Origin of the sequence: Microcoleus sp. K1-B1 (genome assembly GCF_036704705.1) — a bacterium.
GTDB lineage: Bacteria > Cyanobacteriota > Cyanobacteriia > Cyanobacteriales > Microcoleaceae > Microcoleus.
This window is the reverse complement of the sequence record NZ_JAUBSH010000021.1, coordinates 37,392-53,631: the sequence shown is the minus strand read 5'-3', so window position 1 is coordinate 53,631 and position 16,240 is coordinate 37,392. Positions and strand designations below refer to the sequence as shown.

Annotated in this window: 13 protein-coding genes and 1 tRNA gene; 8 read left to right on the top strand and 6 right to left on the bottom strand. The window is 45.4% G+C overall.

The features are described from left to right. The first annotated feature begins 70 nt into the window (after window positions 1-70). From QUA83_RS10580 to QUA83_RS10570, 3 genes are all read left to right on the top strand, one after another. Window positions 71-141, top strand: a tRNA-Gly gene (locus QUA83_RS10580). Window positions 142-567: 426 nt separating this feature from the next. Then, on the top strand, window positions 568-1,245 hold the full coding sequence (locus QUA83_RS10575) for an actin-binding WH2 domain-containing protein (protein ID WP_333293076.1): 678 nt from the start codon (window positions 568-570) through the stop codon (window positions 1,243-1,245). Window positions 1,246-1,274: 29 nt separating this feature from the next. Then, window positions 1,275-1,985, top strand: a complete 711-nt coding sequence (locus QUA83_RS10570) for a hypothetical protein (RefSeq protein ID WP_333293074.1) — start codon at window positions 1,275-1,277, stop codon at window positions 1,983-1,985. Between the two features lie 193 nt (window positions 1,986-2,178). On the opposite strand, the gene mutS is transcribed toward QUA83_RS10570, so the two are convergent. Further along, complete coding sequence (gene mutS, locus QUA83_RS10565) at window positions 2,179-4,806, bottom strand: DNA mismatch repair protein MutS (RefSeq protein WP_333293072.1); 2,628 nt, start codon at window positions 4,804-4,806, stop codon at window positions 2,179-2,181. Window positions 4,807-5,493: 687 nt separating this feature from the next. Here mutS and QUA83_RS10560 point away from each other — a divergent pair. Together QUA83_RS10560 and QUA83_RS10555 are read left to right on the top strand one after the other, a co-directional pair. Next, window positions 5,494-6,660: a zinc-dependent alcohol dehydrogenase gene (locus tag QUA83_RS10560; protein WP_333293070.1), complete on the top strand. Its 1,167-nt coding sequence runs from the start codon at window positions 5,494-5,496 to the stop codon at window positions 6,658-6,660. A gap of 27 nt (window positions 6,661-6,687) precedes the next feature. After that, complete coding sequence (locus QUA83_RS10555; RefSeq protein ID WP_333293068.1) at window positions 6,688-6,897, top strand: acetyltransferase; 210 nt, start codon at window positions 6,688-6,690, stop codon at window positions 6,895-6,897. Between the two features lie 86 nt (window positions 6,898-6,983). On the opposite strand, the gene QUA83_RS10550 is transcribed toward QUA83_RS10555, so the two are convergent. Both QUA83_RS10550 and QUA83_RS10545 read right to left on the bottom strand, forming a co-directional pair. Beyond that, window positions 6,984-8,132 carry an AAA family ATPase gene (locus QUA83_RS10550; RefSeq protein ID WP_333293067.1) on the bottom strand — a complete coding sequence of 383 codons (1,149 nt, stop codon included), beginning with the start codon at window positions 8,130-8,132 and terminating at the stop codon, window positions 6,984-6,986. A gap of 267 nt (window positions 8,133-8,399) precedes the next feature. Further along, window positions 8,400-9,194, bottom strand: coding sequence for an RNA ligase family protein (locus QUA83_RS10545; protein ID WP_333293065.1), 795 nt, complete (start codon window positions 9,192-9,194; stop codon window positions 8,400-8,402). A 128-nt stretch (window positions 9,195-9,322) separates the two neighbouring features. On the opposite strand from QUA83_RS10545, the gene QUA83_RS10540 reads away from it, so the two are divergent. The 3 genes from QUA83_RS10540 to hpxZ all read left to right on the top strand — a co-directional run bounded on the left by QUA83_RS10540 (window position 9,323) and on the right by hpxZ (window position 11,472). Continuing rightward, complete coding sequence (locus QUA83_RS10540; RefSeq protein WP_333293064.1) at window positions 9,323-10,192, top strand: prohibitin family protein; 870 nt, start codon at window positions 9,323-9,325, stop codon at window positions 10,190-10,192. Window positions 10,193-10,428: 236 nt separating this feature from the next. Continuing rightward, window positions 10,429-10,848 (top strand): peptidylprolyl isomerase, encoded by a 420-nt coding sequence (locus QUA83_RS10535; protein WP_333293063.1) that lies wholly within the window; start codon window positions 10,429-10,431, stop codon window positions 10,846-10,848. Between the two features lie 231 nt (window positions 10,849-11,079). Next, window positions 11,080-11,472, top strand: coding sequence for an oxalurate catabolism protein HpxZ (gene hpxZ / locus QUA83_RS10530; RefSeq protein WP_333293061.1), 393 nt, complete (start codon window positions 11,080-11,082; stop codon window positions 11,470-11,472). Window positions 11,473-11,678: 206 nt separating this feature from the next. Here hpxZ and QUA83_RS10525 read toward each other — a convergent pair whose 3' ends face one another. From QUA83_RS10525 to QUA83_RS10515, 3 genes are all read right to left on the bottom strand, one after another. Then, a complete protein-coding gene (locus tag QUA83_RS10525) occupies window positions 11,679-12,803 on the bottom strand; it encodes a THUMP domain-containing protein (protein ID WP_333293059.1) in 1,125 nt (374 codons plus the stop codon). A gap of 239 nt (window positions 12,804-13,042) precedes the next feature. Beyond that, complete coding sequence (locus QUA83_RS10520; RefSeq protein WP_333293058.1) at window positions 13,043-14,389, bottom strand: TldD/PmbA family protein; 1,347 nt, start codon at window positions 14,387-14,389, stop codon at window positions 13,043-13,045. 125 nt (window positions 14,390-14,514) lie between these two features. Beyond that, window positions 14,515-15,993: a TldD/PmbA family protein gene (locus QUA83_RS10515; protein ID WP_333293056.1), complete on the bottom strand. Its 1,479-nt coding sequence runs from the start codon at window positions 15,991-15,993 to the stop codon at window positions 14,515-14,517. Window positions 15,994-16,240: the final 247 nt, after the last annotated feature.

The window sequence follows — 16,240 nt, the reverse complement described above, 5'->3', positions numbered from 1 at the left end:
GAGATATTCAAAAATTTTGCACAGGCCTATTGCAATCCCCAGAGACTTGTGGTATATTTAGTTTCTGTGCGCGGGCATAGTTTAGTGGTAAAACTTTAGCCTTCCAAGCTAACTATGCGGGTTCGATTCCCGCTGCCCGCTTACTTCTATAAAAACCTCAAACCCACGAGAAATCAACGGTTTGAGGTTTTTTATTGCTGATTCTTTCGCCTTGTCATGGCTCAAGTTGACTAGAAATTGACTAGAAATTGGATACAAAATGACTACGATTTGACTACGGAACGACCATACTGAGTATCAACTGAGTATCAAATGACTACCCGATCGCCCTTTTTGGAGACAATTTGGAGACAAATGAATACAAATTGAATACAACGCATAACTGTATTCGGTTTGAGCCGTTTAGCTTTGCAGCTATCTATCAAAACGCCTCTACCTCTTAGCTTGTGGTGAGCTGGGTACAAGAATAATTGGTTAACATAGAGTGGCCTGATTTGACAAGCTTGGCGATCGAACTCAGCTTGAGTTATGACTGATCCGGAGTCGCATCAGTCACAAGGAGAACCCGTGAAATATTTTTCAGTAGTAATGTATTTGCTGCGGGAACGGCAACAATTTCTCGAAGAAATTCGCCAAGGTGTCAAGCTCAAATCTAAAATTTTCGGTTTGTTGATTTCTAGTACCGTATTTTTTGGCATTTACGGAGCGATATTAGGCGCATCTAGTACGTGGATGCAATGTCTGGTTTCAGCAATTAAGTTGCCAGCACTTTACTTGCTGACGCTGATTATCTGCTTTCCCACACTGTACTTTTTTAATGTCATGTTTGGCTCTAAACGAACGTTTGAACAGTATTTGACATTGTTGATGACAGCGATGGCGATGATTAGCGTTTTGCTGTTTGGATTTGCACCTGTTAGTTTGTTTTTCCTCATAAGCAGTACCAATTACAATTTTTATCTGGTGCTGAATGTTGCTATCATGGCAATCACAGGATTTTTGGGAGTAAGTTTCATTTATCAAGGAATGCACTTTCTTGCAGAACAAGATGCGGAAGGCAAAGACATCAGGCTAAATATTTTGCGCTTCTGGTTGGGACTTTATGCGTTTGTTGGCAGTCAATTGGGATGGACGCTAAGACCGTTTTTTGGCGCACCGGGACAAGCTTTTCAACTGTTCAGAAACCGAGACAGCAATTTTTATATGAGTCTGTGGCAATCAATTATGTCTCTGGGAGGATCGTAATTAATCCCAATTAAAGGAGATTTTAAAGAGTGATACAAGCGGATTTAGATGAGTTAAAAATTTCTGAGAAGGAGTTGGAAGATTTGAGCGGAATAGCTTTGAGCGACGGTTTTGCAGGGGATTTTTACCGACCTGCTGCACTCCGGGATGGCAAAAAGCTATTTTCTCTTTTGTTGAATGAGTTGCTGATATTTTGCCTGACATTAGTTGTTTCGCTGCCGATTGCTTTACTGGCTAATCAACATAATGTTGGTTCATTTAGCGATGCTGAGATATTTGTCCGGGTTTTACAAATAACTTTGGGTTTCTCGCTGGCGATTACTGTGGCTTGGAATGTCTATAAATGGGTTAAGGCAAAGCCTCTGGCAACGCTGGCGGGTCTGCTGGATGAAGTTGAGAAGTATCATGAGGTGATTCAGGCTTTAGATATTATCGATCGCCTAACGGCTGCTGGCAATTTACAAGCCAATTTAATTAACCGAGGAGATGCAATTGAAGCATTAAAAATTACTAGAGAAAGTTTAGTCTGTGCTTTGAAAACAGAAAGGATTCTCAGGGAAAATCAGAAATTTCTAGGTCGCCGTTACGAGTTATTTGCTAATATTGAAAGTAATTTGGCTGCTTTGATGGCGGTGGATGCGAGCGATCGGGCGACTGAATACGGGCGGTTGCTAAATGAGGCTTTGGAAATTGGGATGAGCGTGCACAAAGAGGTAAGAAAGTTGCAAAATGGACGTTAGATTTGTTGCAGCGTTCCTGGTTTGTTGTAAAAGTAGTAACTGAGATATTGCACCATGATCGAGAACAGGCAGGATGCCTGTGCCACAAAAATTAAATTTTCTTGTGGGGTGGGTATCCTGCCCGCCCCTGAAAGGCTGATTGAAAATGGTGCAATATAGAAGTTACTACAAACTTTTTTTACCACCGGAAATTTCAATCGTCAAAAATATCCAACTGTTCCCCCTCAGACTCTTTTTTACCATCTTTTTTAACACCTTTCCGCAGCCCGATCGCAATTTTGCTATGTTTCTCAATCTGCTTCATCACCTGTCTCGCCCGGTCAATCACCGACGGCGGTAAACCAGCTAATCTGCCCGCTTCAATTCCGTAAGATTTGTCAGCACCTCCAGGCTGAACTTGGTGCAAAAATACGATTTGATCCGGCAATTCTTTCACTGTCACCTGATAATTTGCGACATTATCCAAAATAGAAGCTAACTCATTCAATTCGTGATAGTGAGTCGCAAAAATGGTCCGCGCCCGAATCTCAGTTGCTAAATATTCTGCCACAGACCAAGCAATCGAAAGTCCGTCAAACGTCGCCGTTCCCCTGCCAATTTCATCTAACAAAACCAATGATTGCGGCGTCGCGTGATTGAGAATATTTGCAGTTTCGTTCATTTCCACCATAAACGTAGACTGACCGGTTGCCAAATCATCTACTGCGCCGACGCGGGTAAAAATGCGATCGCAAATTCCCAAACTCGCAGCTTTCGCCGGCACAAAACTGCCCATCTGCGCCATTAACTGGATCAAGCCCACCTGCCGCAAATAACAACTCTTGCCACTAGCATTCGGCCCGGTTAAAATAATTAAATCTGGGCGGTTTAGCGCTGCTTCCCGACCCAAAAAAGCCGAATTAGGTACAAAAAATCCCGGCGGCAAAGACTTTTCTACCACGGGATGACAACCTTCAATAATTTTAATTTCCCGACTTTCTGTCATAGTCGGGCGGCAGTAATTCTGGTAAACTGCTACTTCTGCTAAACCGCACAAAACATCGGCCGCCGCCACGGCGCGGGAAACGTTGCGAATAATTTCGGCGTGTTCTCCTACCTCCGATCGCACTTTAGCAAAAATATCGTATTCCAATTGATTTAAATCTTCCCGCGCCGTCAGAATTCGCACTTCCCTTTCTTTTAATTCTTCAGTGCTATAACGTTCTTCATTGGTGAGAGTTTGCTTGCGGGTGTAGTCCTTCGGCACTTGGTCTACTTTCGATTTGGTAATGCTGATGTAATAGCCGAAAGCTTTATTATAGCCTACTTTTAGATTAGAAATTCCGGTGCGCTTTCTCTCAGTGGCTTCTAAATTTGCAATCCATTCTTGGTCTGCTGATGCAGTTTGGCGCATTTCATCTAGCATCGGATTGATTCCCGATCGAATCAAGCCTCCTTCTTTTAAATGAATCGGCGGTTCATCAACTAAATGATCGTGAATTTTACTTGCTAATTCTTCTAAAATTGGCGGTACATTTTGCAGCGCTTTCAAATAGGGCGAGATCCCTTGGGCTGCGATCGAGGCTAATTGCGGCAGTTTTCCCAGAGAATCAGCTAAAGCGACCAAATCCCGCGCGCTAGCTGTTCCCGAACCGGCGCGGCCTGTCAGTCTTTCGATGTCGTAAATTTGGCGCAGCAACTGCTGCAAATCTTGGCGCAGGGCGTTATTTTCTACTAATTCTTGAATCGTGTCGTGTCGGGCGCAAATGCCTTTAATGTTGAGCAAAGGTTGCAGCACCCAGCGGCGCAAAGCGCGGCCTCCCATTGCGGTGCTGGTTTTGTCTATAGCCCACAGCAGCGAACCATGAAAAACCCCATCTCTCACTGTTTGAGTAATTTCGAGATTGCGGCGGGTTTGGTAGTCGAGTATGAGAAAATCGGTGAGAGTGTAAGTGTGCAATCTTTGCAAAGAAACTGCTTTTTCCTTTTGAGTTTCTTCGATATATTGCAGCAAACCGCCGGCGGCGCGCACTGCGAGGGAAAGGTGGCCGCATCCCATGCCTTCGAGCGATCGCACTTTGAATTTTTGCAGGATTCTCTGTTTTGCTTCGGACAAACTAAACGGAACTTGCGATCGCAAAGAATAGCAGAATGAATTAGGCAAACAATCGGGTAAATGCTCGGATTTCTCTCCGGGCCTCAACATAGTCACCAAATCCGGCGCATTAGTCGGTACCAAGACTTCCGAAGGTTGCAAGCGCAGCAATTCAAGAGTTAATTGTTCTAAACTATCTGCTTGGGTAGTGACGAATTCTCCCGTAGAAATATCTGTATAAGCCAATCCCCAATGTTCCCCCGCTATCACAATTGCTGCTAAAAAATTATTTTGCCTGGGTTTGAGCATTCCGTCATCAGTCAAAGTTCCGGGAGTGAGAATGCGGGTAATTTCTCGCTTGACTTGACGGCCTTCTTTCGCAGCAATCGAGGCATCTTCAACTTGGTCGCAAACTACTACAGCATAGCCTTTTTCTACTAACATTGAAGTGTAGCGGTCGAGGGCGTGGTGCGGCACTCCTGTCATCGGCACTCTGCCAATTTCTTTGCCGCTTTCTTTGCTAGTACAAACAAGTTCTAATTCCTGCGAAATAGTAACTGCATCTTGGAAAAAACACTCAAAAAAATCTCCGACTCGAAACAATAAAAGTGCGTGGGGATACTGTTCTTTCACTTCCACATACCGCTGCATCATCGGCGTCAGCTTGGTGAATTCTAGTAGGCGGTGGTCGGCATTGCGGATGTTGGGTTGATTGGGATCTGTTGGGGTAGATGCAGTGTAAGGCATAAAAGGCGATCGATAAATTTTAATCTTTAACAACTTTAGCGCAAGCTCGGCTTTTAGCTATAACTAAATATACAATATTTGACGATTAATCCTCCTTAAGCAGGGTGCGTGATTGTCTATATTGGTGAAGAGTGTTGAGCTATACAAAAGTCAGGCACCCTACTTAATAATCGATAAACCCGCTTTTAGTTGAGAATTTTTATCTCGCTACTTATCTAATGTGAGTCCAAGCAGCCGCTACAGTGAGACTTATGGCGGATATTTTATCTATTGTGAGAGGATAGGGATCGGCGATCGACAAAAACAACCTCATCCATCTCGTTATTAACTGTTATAGCAGATGTTGAAAGCCTTTCAAGTTCGCTCACCGTAAAAAGAAAGAAGAAGCAATCTTCCGCAATGATTTCAGCAATTAGGAACGTCTTAACCGTCGAGCGTGCTTGCTATAAAAGTTGGGCGTTAACACAATAATGTCAAACTTTCCGCATTTTAGGGGCGTAAACTTTACATTTTTGTTATTTAAAACAGCCGGAAGATAGATTTTTAAATTATACCTCGGATAGAGAGATAAAATATTTTATATGCTTAGAATTAAAAATATCGAAGCGAGTAATTTATCGGCTTAGTAAAGGTAAGATTTAGAATCAAAAATCTGCTAGCTAGTAGTTAAATAGAGGAAAAAAAATAATGAAAGCTCTTTGCTGGCACGGAGCAAATGATGTGCGAGTTGATAATGTACCAGACCCAACAATTATCAATCCGCGCGATGCGATAGTTAAAATCACGTCTACAGCAATCTGCGGCTCAGATTTGCACCTCTATAACGGCTACATCCCGACAATGCAATCGGGTGACATCATGGGCCACGAATTCATGGGGGAAGTAGTCGAACTCGGCAGTGAAGTCAAGAATTTAAAAAAGGGCGATCGCGTCGTCATTCCTTTTACTATTTCTTGCGGCAGTTGCTTCTTTTGCAACCGCGATTTGTGGTCGCTGTGCGACAACTCCAACCCCAATGCAGGGCTGGCTGAAAAAATTTACGGTCATTCGCCGGCTGGACTGTTTGGCTACTCGCATTTAACGGGTGGTTATGCAGGAGGTCAAGCAGAATACGCGCGGGTTCCGTTTGCAGATGTCGGCCCTTTAAAAATTCCCGACGGACTTTCGGACGAACAAGTATTGTTCCTCACCGATATCTTTCCTACCGGTTACATGGCGGCCGAAAACTGCAACATTCAGCCGGGGGATACTGTAGCAGTTTGGGGATGCGGGCCAGTCGGACAATTTGCGATCAGAAGCGCGTTTATGCTGGGGGCCGATCGAGTAATTGCGATCGACCGCGTACCGGAACGCTTGCAAATGGCGGCTGCAGCCAAAGCTGAAATCATCAATTACGAAGAAATAGACGCCGGGGAAGCCGTCACCGAAATGACGGGGGGACGCGGGCCTGACGCCTGCATCGACGCGGTGGGGATGGAAGCCCACGGCACCGGTCTCGACGCTTTGTACGACAAAGCCAAGCAAGCCGTGCGCCTGGAAAGCGATCGACCCACTGCCCTGCGACAAGTAATCGTAGCTTGCCGCAAAGGCGGCACAGTCTCAATTCCCGGCGTTTACGGCGGCTTTGTTGACAAAGTGCCGTTAGGTGGAGCTTTCAACAAAGGCTTGACCCTGAAAATGGGACAAACGCACGTTCACCGCTATTTGCGGCCTTTGCTCGATCGCGTTCAAAAAGGCGAAATTGACCCGTCATTCGTAATTACGCACCGAATGAAATTGGATGAAGCGCCCCACGCCTACGAGATTTTCCTCAACAAAAAAGACAACTGCATCAAAGTTGTCCTCAAACCCTAACTCGCATTCAACTGACAAGGAGAAACTATGCTTTTACAAGAAAAAGAATCAGGCGACTTGATAGAAATCCTGGATGTAGAGGCTTTAATCAGCCCTACAAAAAATGAAGTGCCGGGAAAAAATCAAGCAGGTCAAGAAGAGCAAGACAAAGCAACTTTTCCAAAAAGTAATTTAGTCTTTCCTTCCGGTGAAAATCTGCCGCGCTGCTGGACTGAGGAAAATTATCAAACTCATTGATATCAAGGGAAACCCCAAACCTAATATCCAGAGCCCCGACTTCTTAAAGAAGTCGGGGCTCTAACAGTTTGAGGTAAAAAGGGAGATTAATTGTTAACGATCCACTCGACTTGATGCGCTTCTGTGATGTCTGGAATATCCAGCCGCGCCGCTAATTTGCGAATAACTGCTTCCGGTACTGTTGCTGTGCGCGATCGATTCCGCTGCAATATTTCTTCTAGAGGTACTTCTAGATAAACAATGCGAATTCGCGCTTGATAAGCAGCAAAAAAATTAATTAATTGCTGGCGCATTTGTTTAGTTGTATTCGTGGCGTTCCACACAAAAGAACGCCCCTCATTCATGTATTCGCGTGCTCTTTGTTTGGCTGCTGTGACCACATTTCCAGGGGTTTCGTCGGGAGGGACATTCATCTCTTTTCGTAGTGCATCCAGCGAGATTACTGGCAAATCGGGGAGATTTTTCCGAATCCAATAATCTTTACCGCTTCCTGGGAAGCCAGACATCAAAATTACTTCGCATTTAGTGTCGTCAAATGCAAAGTAATCCGGGTTGCCGTTCTCTTTGCGGAAGTAGATAAATCGGCTGTGTGCGGAGGGGAATTGTCGGGGAGAATCCAAACAATTATTTTCTTGACAAAACTCACGAAATAGTTCTATTTTATCGAGCAATTCTTGTTTGTCGGCGCAGTGGCGGCCGCGCACGTCTGCTTCGGCTAAAAGTGCGAGGAAATCGCAGCGGACAACTTGACTAACTTTAATTACAGACTGCTGCGGGTTGGGTTTGTCGATCAGCCAGATGGGTAAACTGCCGAATTGGACGATCGCTACCACGGTTTCGCGAATGTCAAACTGCACAGGCGGCTCGAATTGAGATAAAATTTGTCTGACCATTCTCGCACCTTGGCGGGCGTGACCTTTTGAGCTAATTCTGCCGTCGGCTTCTATTTTTGTAAAGGCTGGTTTGGCGACATCGTGCAGCAAAGCGGCGGCAAAAAGTATCGATCGTTCTTGCACGGGTAATTGACGCCAATTTGGGGAAGATATTAATGCTTCGCAGACCATTCTGGTATGAATTAAAACGTCTCCTTCGGCGTGATAAATCGGGTCTTGCTGACATCCTTTTAAGTTTTGAATCCAATCGAAATGATTTTGAATGCTGTCCCAATCCAGAAACCAATCGGGCGGTTCGGGACAAAAGGGAAAAGTCCAAGGCGGCGCTAACAGTGTATTCATAACTTTACTTTTTGGATCTGACTGAACAACTCATCAGTCCTATTGAAGAGAACTTTAGCTTTGAGTCAGGGGTTTAAACCCCTGCCGGACTTCGGGAAAGAGCGTGGAAATTTGACGCCAATGGTCGGCAGTTTTTACTTTACTCACATTTTGCACCATTCTCAATTACTTGTTTAGGAACAGGCTTTTCGGCCTGTTCCACAAGAAAATTCATTCTTTGTGGAACGGGCATCTTGCCCGTTCTTGACAATGGTGCAAGATATCAGTTTACAAACTAAAATTAAATAAATCTGCACCGGGACGCAGAATATTGGGTACAATTGGGCGATTTAGCCAATGTCCTTCTGCGTTTTTAAGAGCAGTTAGAAAACTGGCACGCACGTATTTGTAACGCGCCTTTACTATGCCATCTTCTTCGACTTTAATGTACAGACCCTCCATGCGATCGCTCTTGTCAGTCTCTTTCAAACATCGTTCTTCATCTAATCCCAATTCCCCGCAGTACAAACGCAAGCGTTCCAAATGTCCAGGTTGAATAAAATTAGACTTTTCCATAAACTGCATCATTTCTTTGGGAGATTTCAACAATCCAGAAAACAGCACGGGAACGGACACTAACGGCAGTCCATTTAACAACTTGCGGCGGGATTCTGTACTCAGAAATTGACTGGTTTCTAAGTCCAGCACGTCATATTCCATAAAATAGTGCGGCAAAAAATCATAAAAAACAGTGTGTTTGGCATAAAGCCATTCGCCGTATAAAATGTAGCGATTTCCCAGCACTTCTCCCAGGGTTCCGCTGAGACTGAAAGCCCACTGTTTGAATAAGTTAAAATGTTTTTCTCTCGGCCCGCCGGTGAGATAGTGACCGCGACTTTGCAGCAGCATTTGTCCGTCTGGTGCGAAGCTGATGCCTGTATTAGCGCCGTCTACCTTTTCTTCTAGAATTAGAGGGCGATCGATCAAAGCACTAAATGGCACGCTGTCGAGGTCTTCATCGCCTGGTTGGAAACGCGAACCTTCGATGTGATAAGTTCTAGGATATTTAACAATTTTGAGCATTAGCCCATCCATTTTAGATTTGAGATTTCAGAGGCAACCCCATCCATTTTAGATTGTAATTTTAGATTTTAGATGCGACCGAATCTATTTAACCATTATAATGGAATGATCACAAAGGAGCGTGTAAGTTGAAAAGTCAAAGTTTCCAGAGCATATCATCAGCATTCGCTGGGATTCTATTAGTAGGCGCGCTACTCCTGGGATTAAACTCTTTTGTCGTCATCAATCCAGGCGAAGCAGGGGTAGTCAGCGTTTTAGGAAAAGCCACAGATGGAGCATTGTTAGAGGGGTTTCACCTCAGACCCCCGCTAATATCCAAGGTTGATGTGTACGATGTAACAGTGCAAAAATTTGAAGTTCCCGCCCAGAGTGCGACTAAAGATCTTCAGGATTTAAATGCCAGTTTTGCGATTAACTTTCGCCTCGATCCTGAGAGAATAGTTGAGATCAGAAGGACTCAAGGAACTTTGGAGAATATAGTCTCAAAAATTATTGCTCCTCAGACTCAAGAAGCATTTAAAACAGCGGCTGCACTCAGAACCGCCGAACAATCTATTACTCAAAGAAGTGAACTGAAGCGAGACTTTGATACTGCGCTGAAGGAAAGGCTATCAAAGTATGATGTAATCGTACTCGATACGAGCGTGGTTAACATTCGATTCTCCACAGATTTTGCGAAAGCGGTTGAGGAGAAACAGGTTGCTGAACAGCGGGCGCAAAGGGCTGTTTACGTGGCTCAGGAAGCCGAACAACAGGCTCAAGCTGACATTAACCGCGCTCAAGGTAGGGCGGAAGCTCAGAGACTTTTGGCTGAAACTTTGAAGGCTCAGGGCGGCAATTTAGTTCTGCAAAAAGAGGCGATCGAAGCTTGGAGAAGCGGCGGCGCTCAGATGCCAAAAGTGTTGGTGATGGGCAGCGGTTCGAGTCGGGTTCCTTTCATTTTTAATATGAACGATATTCAGGAAGAACCCGATCGCCCGCAAGTGACCAACAATTAAAATATCACTGAGGGTAACAAACTCGGTGTCTCCGAAAATATTGGCTTTGCTAACCAGAAATCTCGCAATAAACCGAGTTTCCTCAGAAAGCACACATAAGTCCTATGAGAGTTGCGGGAATATGCTACACTTCTGAAAGCCACAATATAACGACAGTTTGAAACCTGTCGCTATAAAAGCGAAGTCCGCAATTAACACGCAGGCAACACACTCATTTTAGGAAGCCAGGAGAAATCATGACCCGCGCTATTATGGAAACCGACAAAGGCACAATCAATTTGGAATTGTTCGATGCGGATGCGCCTAACACTGTGAAGAATTTTGTTGACTTGGCGGAAAAAGGTTTTTACGATGGATTGTCCTTTCACCGAGTCATTCCTAACTTTATGATTCAAGGTGGCTGTCCAAAAGGCAATGGAACTGGCGGCCCCGGCTACAAAATCAAGTGTGAAATCAACTCCAACAAACATTTGGCAGGAACTTTATCGATGGCTCACGCAGGTAAAGATACGGGTGGTAGCCAATTCTTTATTTGCCATTCTCCCCAGTCTCATTTAGATGGAGTTCACACAACTTTTGGCAAAACTGAGGATATGTCTGTCGTCAATGCTATCCGCCAAGGTGACAAGATTATTTCGCTCAAAATAGAGCATTAATTTCCAGTAGTTAGTTGTGTTTGCAATAAGGAATTTACTCTTTATTGCAAACACAAACTGTGAAAATTAAGAGTTTTAAAATCTACAATTTATGACCAATAATATCTTGATGGTACCCGCCACGTGATTTATGCGTGGAATCAATCCAAAATCCAAAATCCTTGCATCCTCAAGCCCCCGGATTTATCCGTGGTGTCAATCTAAAATCTAAAATCTAAAATCTAAAATCGAATGACTGTTATCAATGATAATGCTGTGGTGGCCCAGTTAACTGAACTATATTTAAAATACGAAAAAGCTCTTTGTACGAACGATATTGAAACTCTCGATAATTTGTTCTGGGATGCGCCGGAAGTCGTGCGGTTTGGGGTGACGGAGAACCTGTACGGGAGTGATGAGGTGAGGGCTTTTCGCCAAGGACGATCGCCTGTAAATGTCGATCGAGAAATGTTCAACCTCAAAGTCGTGACATTCGATGCAGACACAGCGGCTGTGACGCTGGAATTTCGCCGTGTAATGGATGGAGTGGTGCGTCTGGGGCGGCAGAGTCAGATGTGGCGGAAGTTTCCTCAAGGGTGGAAGATTGTTTCCGCTCACGTTTCTTTGTTGCCGAGCGAGGGATGAGCGGTGACATACCTCAGATCAAGGTGAAATAATTTCCCCAGTCGGTATTTGAATTTGATTATTGTTGAGCCATTTAATTCCGCAGATATTCTTTTTTTCCTTTACTATTAGTGCCTCTGTCTGCCTTGTCACCGATCTTCTGCTTTCTTGCTTCTCCACTTTGGCAGTAGCTTCCTCATTACCGCTATTTTCCCTACTCCGATCCCCTAATACAGTTCATATTTGAGCAAAGTACACGGAATCGAGCCATTATAAACAGGAATTCGCCGCGATGTCCTCAGCCCAACTTTTTTACCCAACTCCTTATTTCCCGTCAAAATAAACGCATTCCAACCTTTAAAACGATTTTTGAAAATATCCCCCAACATCTTGTACAAATCTCCCAATTCGCTAGCATCTCCCAGGCGCTCTCCGTAGGGAGGATTGCAAATCAGAACCCCTCTGTCTGCCGGTGCTTCCAACTGAGATAACTCGGTTTGAGCAAACTGAATCTTACCGGAAATACCAGCTTGCTGCGCGTTCGTGCGAGCTTGAGTTAACATATCGGAATCGCGATCGCACCCTGCAATCACCTCTTTAAGTTCCGGTAACTCACTATTTTCAGCTTCTGCCCACAATTCATCCCACAAAGGTTCGTCAAAATCCCGCCAAGTCATAAATCCAAACTTTTCTCGAAACAATCCCGGTGCAATATTCAAGCCCTTTAACGTCGCTTCCAAAGGCAAAGTTCCCGAACCACACATCGGGTCTAAAAACGGCAAATCTGCCGTCCATTCTGCCATCTCCAACAAAGCCGCAGCTAGGGTTTCTTTGAGGGGAGCAAGCCCCATCGCTGGTCGATATCCCCGGCGGTGCAAACTGCCGCCAGAACTGTCTAAACTTAAAATAGCTCTATCTTGATGAATGTGAAGGTTAATTAGCAAATCGGGATGCTCTACATCAACATTAGAACGCTTGTTAAATTGCAGGCGCTGTTGGTCGGCGATCGCATTTTTGACCTGCAAAGCTGTAAAGTGAGTGTGGTTCAACTTTTCGTTGCCGCCGGTGCAGTTTACTGCTAAAGTATTTTCGGGGTATAAGTATTCGTCCCAAGGGATTTTCTGCACTTCGCGGTAGAGCATATCCGAGTTGTAACACCGGAATTCGGCGATCGGCATTAGCACTCGAAAAATTGTTCTCGACCAAAGATTGACGCGGTACAATAAAGTGCGATCGCCCGCAAAGTAAACCCCTGTAAAATCTGGCTTGACATCCTGGGCCCCTAAACGTTCTAATTCTTGGGCGGCAATAGTTTCTAAACCGCGCGCAACTGTAGCAAAATATTGATTCATTGATAATTGGGAATTGGGAATTGGGAATTGGGAATTGGGAATTGGGCATTGTTACTAACAACAGACACCAGACTGATGACTATAATAGCTGGTTTTAATCCTAACTATCAAAATAAATACTCTACCTTTACGATAAATCACTCGCATTAATCTGGGTGGGGGCGGGTTTGAGAGATTGTTCTTTGTTGGCTGTAATTGTTTGTGAAACCCGCCCCTACAGATTGTTAGAAATGTGCGAGTTACAAACTGTCAGTAATACTGGTGAAATTAAAAGCTTTCACGCGCACTCCGGGCACGACACTACCGCCGTAACGCTTCACCGCACTAACTGCATCCACATCGCGCAACATATCAGGTAAAACTTGATTGAAACGCAAGTTTTTAATCGGGTAAGCAATCTTGCCATCCTCAATCCAAAAAGTACCGTCGCGAGTCATTCCCGTTACTTCCAATGTTTTCGGATTAACGTAACGCACGTACCAAGCTCGACTGACGAAAATTCCTCGCTCGGTTTGAGCAATTAAATCTGCTAAACTTTGCTCGGCACCTGTCATCACGATCGGGTAATAAGCACCTTTTGCCTCTTTGCCTTTTTGTGCGGCCCAGTAGCGGGAATAAGACAAACTTTGAGGGACGCCATCTTTGATGATTTCCAAATAGTTATTGCTCAATCCGTCGCCGAAAAAAGTATTCGATCGCAGCAAAGGATGAGCCGGATCGCGCTGCACTTGCACTAACGGGCTAAAAAGTTGTTCCTCCGCACGGTTTCCCGCTGGTTTTCCCTCTGCATCGGCGATCGACATAAACGATCGCCCCTCATCCGCCGCCCTCGCATCCAGCCCCCAAATCACCCACGGTAGCAAGCCAGCAAAAGCAGCGCCGTCAAAGATTACAGGATAAATGCCGGGAGTGATGGGGCGCGGGTTGCGGGATGCGATCGCCCGATCGAGCACTTGTTCTGCTAATTGGGCGATCGGCAATTCGTTGATACTCCAAGCAGTGCTCTGAGCCCAGCTAGAACCGTCTTCAACGCGAGCAGTAAAGCTGAAATCTGCCTCTGTAGATTGGTTGCAGGCGCGGAGTCCGGTTGACGAGGCGATCGCGTACAGCGACGCATCAGCGCTCAAAGTGCCCGAACCGTGAGCGCCCCCCTGGGAAGCAATGGCGCAAGCTTGCTGCACCATTTGGGCCCGCGCTAGAGGCGATACAGTTGCCGTTGCTGTGTCGAAGGCGGGCGATCGCAAATCGTAGGTTTGAGGCGGCAGCAGCGGCATCCATTCGGGGTCTGCCGGCGCAATTCTGGCCAATTCTTCCGATCGCTTGACTGCGGAGGCGATCGCATCTTCATCAAATTCTGTAACAGCAGCAGAGGCGCTTTTGTTGCCAAAATAGCTAGTAATGCTCAGGTTAAATACAGTTTTGCTAATATTTTGGCTAATTTGATTTTCCGAGAAGCGGGAAAGAGATTCCTCGCCAGTAGAGAGACTGACAAATACTTCCTCTGCTTTGGATAGTTTGACTGCTTTTTCTACTACAGATAAGGCTTGGTCTTCACTTAAACTTGCGGGCGATGTTGTTACAATCATGATTAGTAATTAGGCATGGCGAATTGGGGATGGCGAATTGGGGATGGCGAATTGGGCATTGCAAATTGGGCATTGTTAGCAATTAACTAATAACTAATAACCGATGCCCCCTGCCCCATGCCCTATTACCCAATTTGAATATCCCTCACTCGCACTGGCACACAAGCGTGAGTCATTTGAGCAACCTGCATCGGCTCGCCCTTTCCGCATATATTCGTACCGCACTGAACCAGCTCCGAAGCCGGCCCGATCGCATCTATTTGATTCCAGAAATCAGTGCTCATCGCCTGATAAGTTACATCCTTCAACATACCGACAACTTTACCTTTTTCCACCTTCCAAAAAGCATCGCCGCCGAATTGAAAATTGCGCCGCTGCTGGTCAATCGAAAAACTGCCAACACCGTCAATTAAAATCCCGTCTTCCGTATCAGCAATCATCTCTGCCAAAGTAGCAGTATGGCTGCCGCCATCCGGGCCCGGCTCCAATCCCAAATTGGGAATTCTCACCATCGGCACGCTCGACCAACTGTCAGCGTAAGCAGAACCGTTGCTGCTACCGCGTCCGAGGCGATAAGCCGTCTCTCTGTCAGTGAGATAATCAACTAAAATTCCATCCTTGACAACGTACCACTCTTGTGATTTTACGCCCTCATCATCGTAACCCATTGTACCGCGACCACCTGGTTGAGTGCGATCGCACTTAAAATTCACCCAAGGTGCAGCATATTGCAGTTTATTTAACTTATCAGTAGTAGCAAAGCTCGTGCCAGCAAAATTAGATTCGTAGCCGTAAACCCGGTCTAATTCAGTTGGATGTCCTACAGATTCGTGAATAGTTAAGAACAAATTTGTCGGTTTGAGAATCAGGGATTTGCAAATACCAGCCGGGATTTTGGGAGCACGGACTTTCTCAATAGCTTCAGCGGCAACTCTTTCGACTTGACTCAACAAATCATCGGGATTAATATGTTCGTAACCGATATTTAGCGGCGGGCGATCGTAACTGCGACTTTGGGCATCGCCGCCCGCAATTGCCGTACAGCCAAAACCCGGATAGCTGCGGTAGATTGTTTGTTCGATTAGCGAGCCTTCTGTAGAAGCAAAAACCTTGTCTTCGCGGCTTGACTGCAAAAAAGAAGAAGCTTTTTTGATGCCTTGTGCGCCGTGTGCTAGCAGCTTCTCGTTGATAGTTAGCAGCAGTTCCGCTTTATCAGCAACGGGTACAGAAAAAGGGTCAATGGCGATCGGAGTAATGTAGGTATCTACATATTTTTCGACAGGCACCAACCGCACCGGTTCCTTTTGAGTTAAGCGGCTGCCTTTAGCGATTTCTACAGCCAAAGCGACTATTCTTGCAACCTCCGCCGGCGTTTTGCTGTGACTGGCGGCAAACCCCCAAGCGCCGTCTAGAAGCACTCGCACGCCAAAACCGGAACTTACATTATCTGACAGTTGACTTAAAGATCGATCGCGCGCGTAAAGATTCTGCCTTCGATAACTGCAAAAACGCACATCACCGTACTCGCAACCTGTTTTCCGAATCAAATCTACAGCCAAATTTGCTAACTCGTTAGCAGAGATTTTTGCAGTTAATTGCACCATAGTTATTCGTCATTCGTCGTTAGTTGTCAATTATTATAGCGCTTTTAAATTATTTGAACCATTTTCAATAAGCCTTCTATGGGCGGGCAGGATGCCCACCCCACAATCAATTCACTCTTTGTGGAACAGGCATCTTGCCTGTTTGTGGAACAGGCATCTTGCCTGTTAATTTTGTGGAACAGGCATCTTGCCTGTTAATTTTGTGGAACAGGCATCTTGCCTGTTAATTTTGTGGAACAGGCATCTT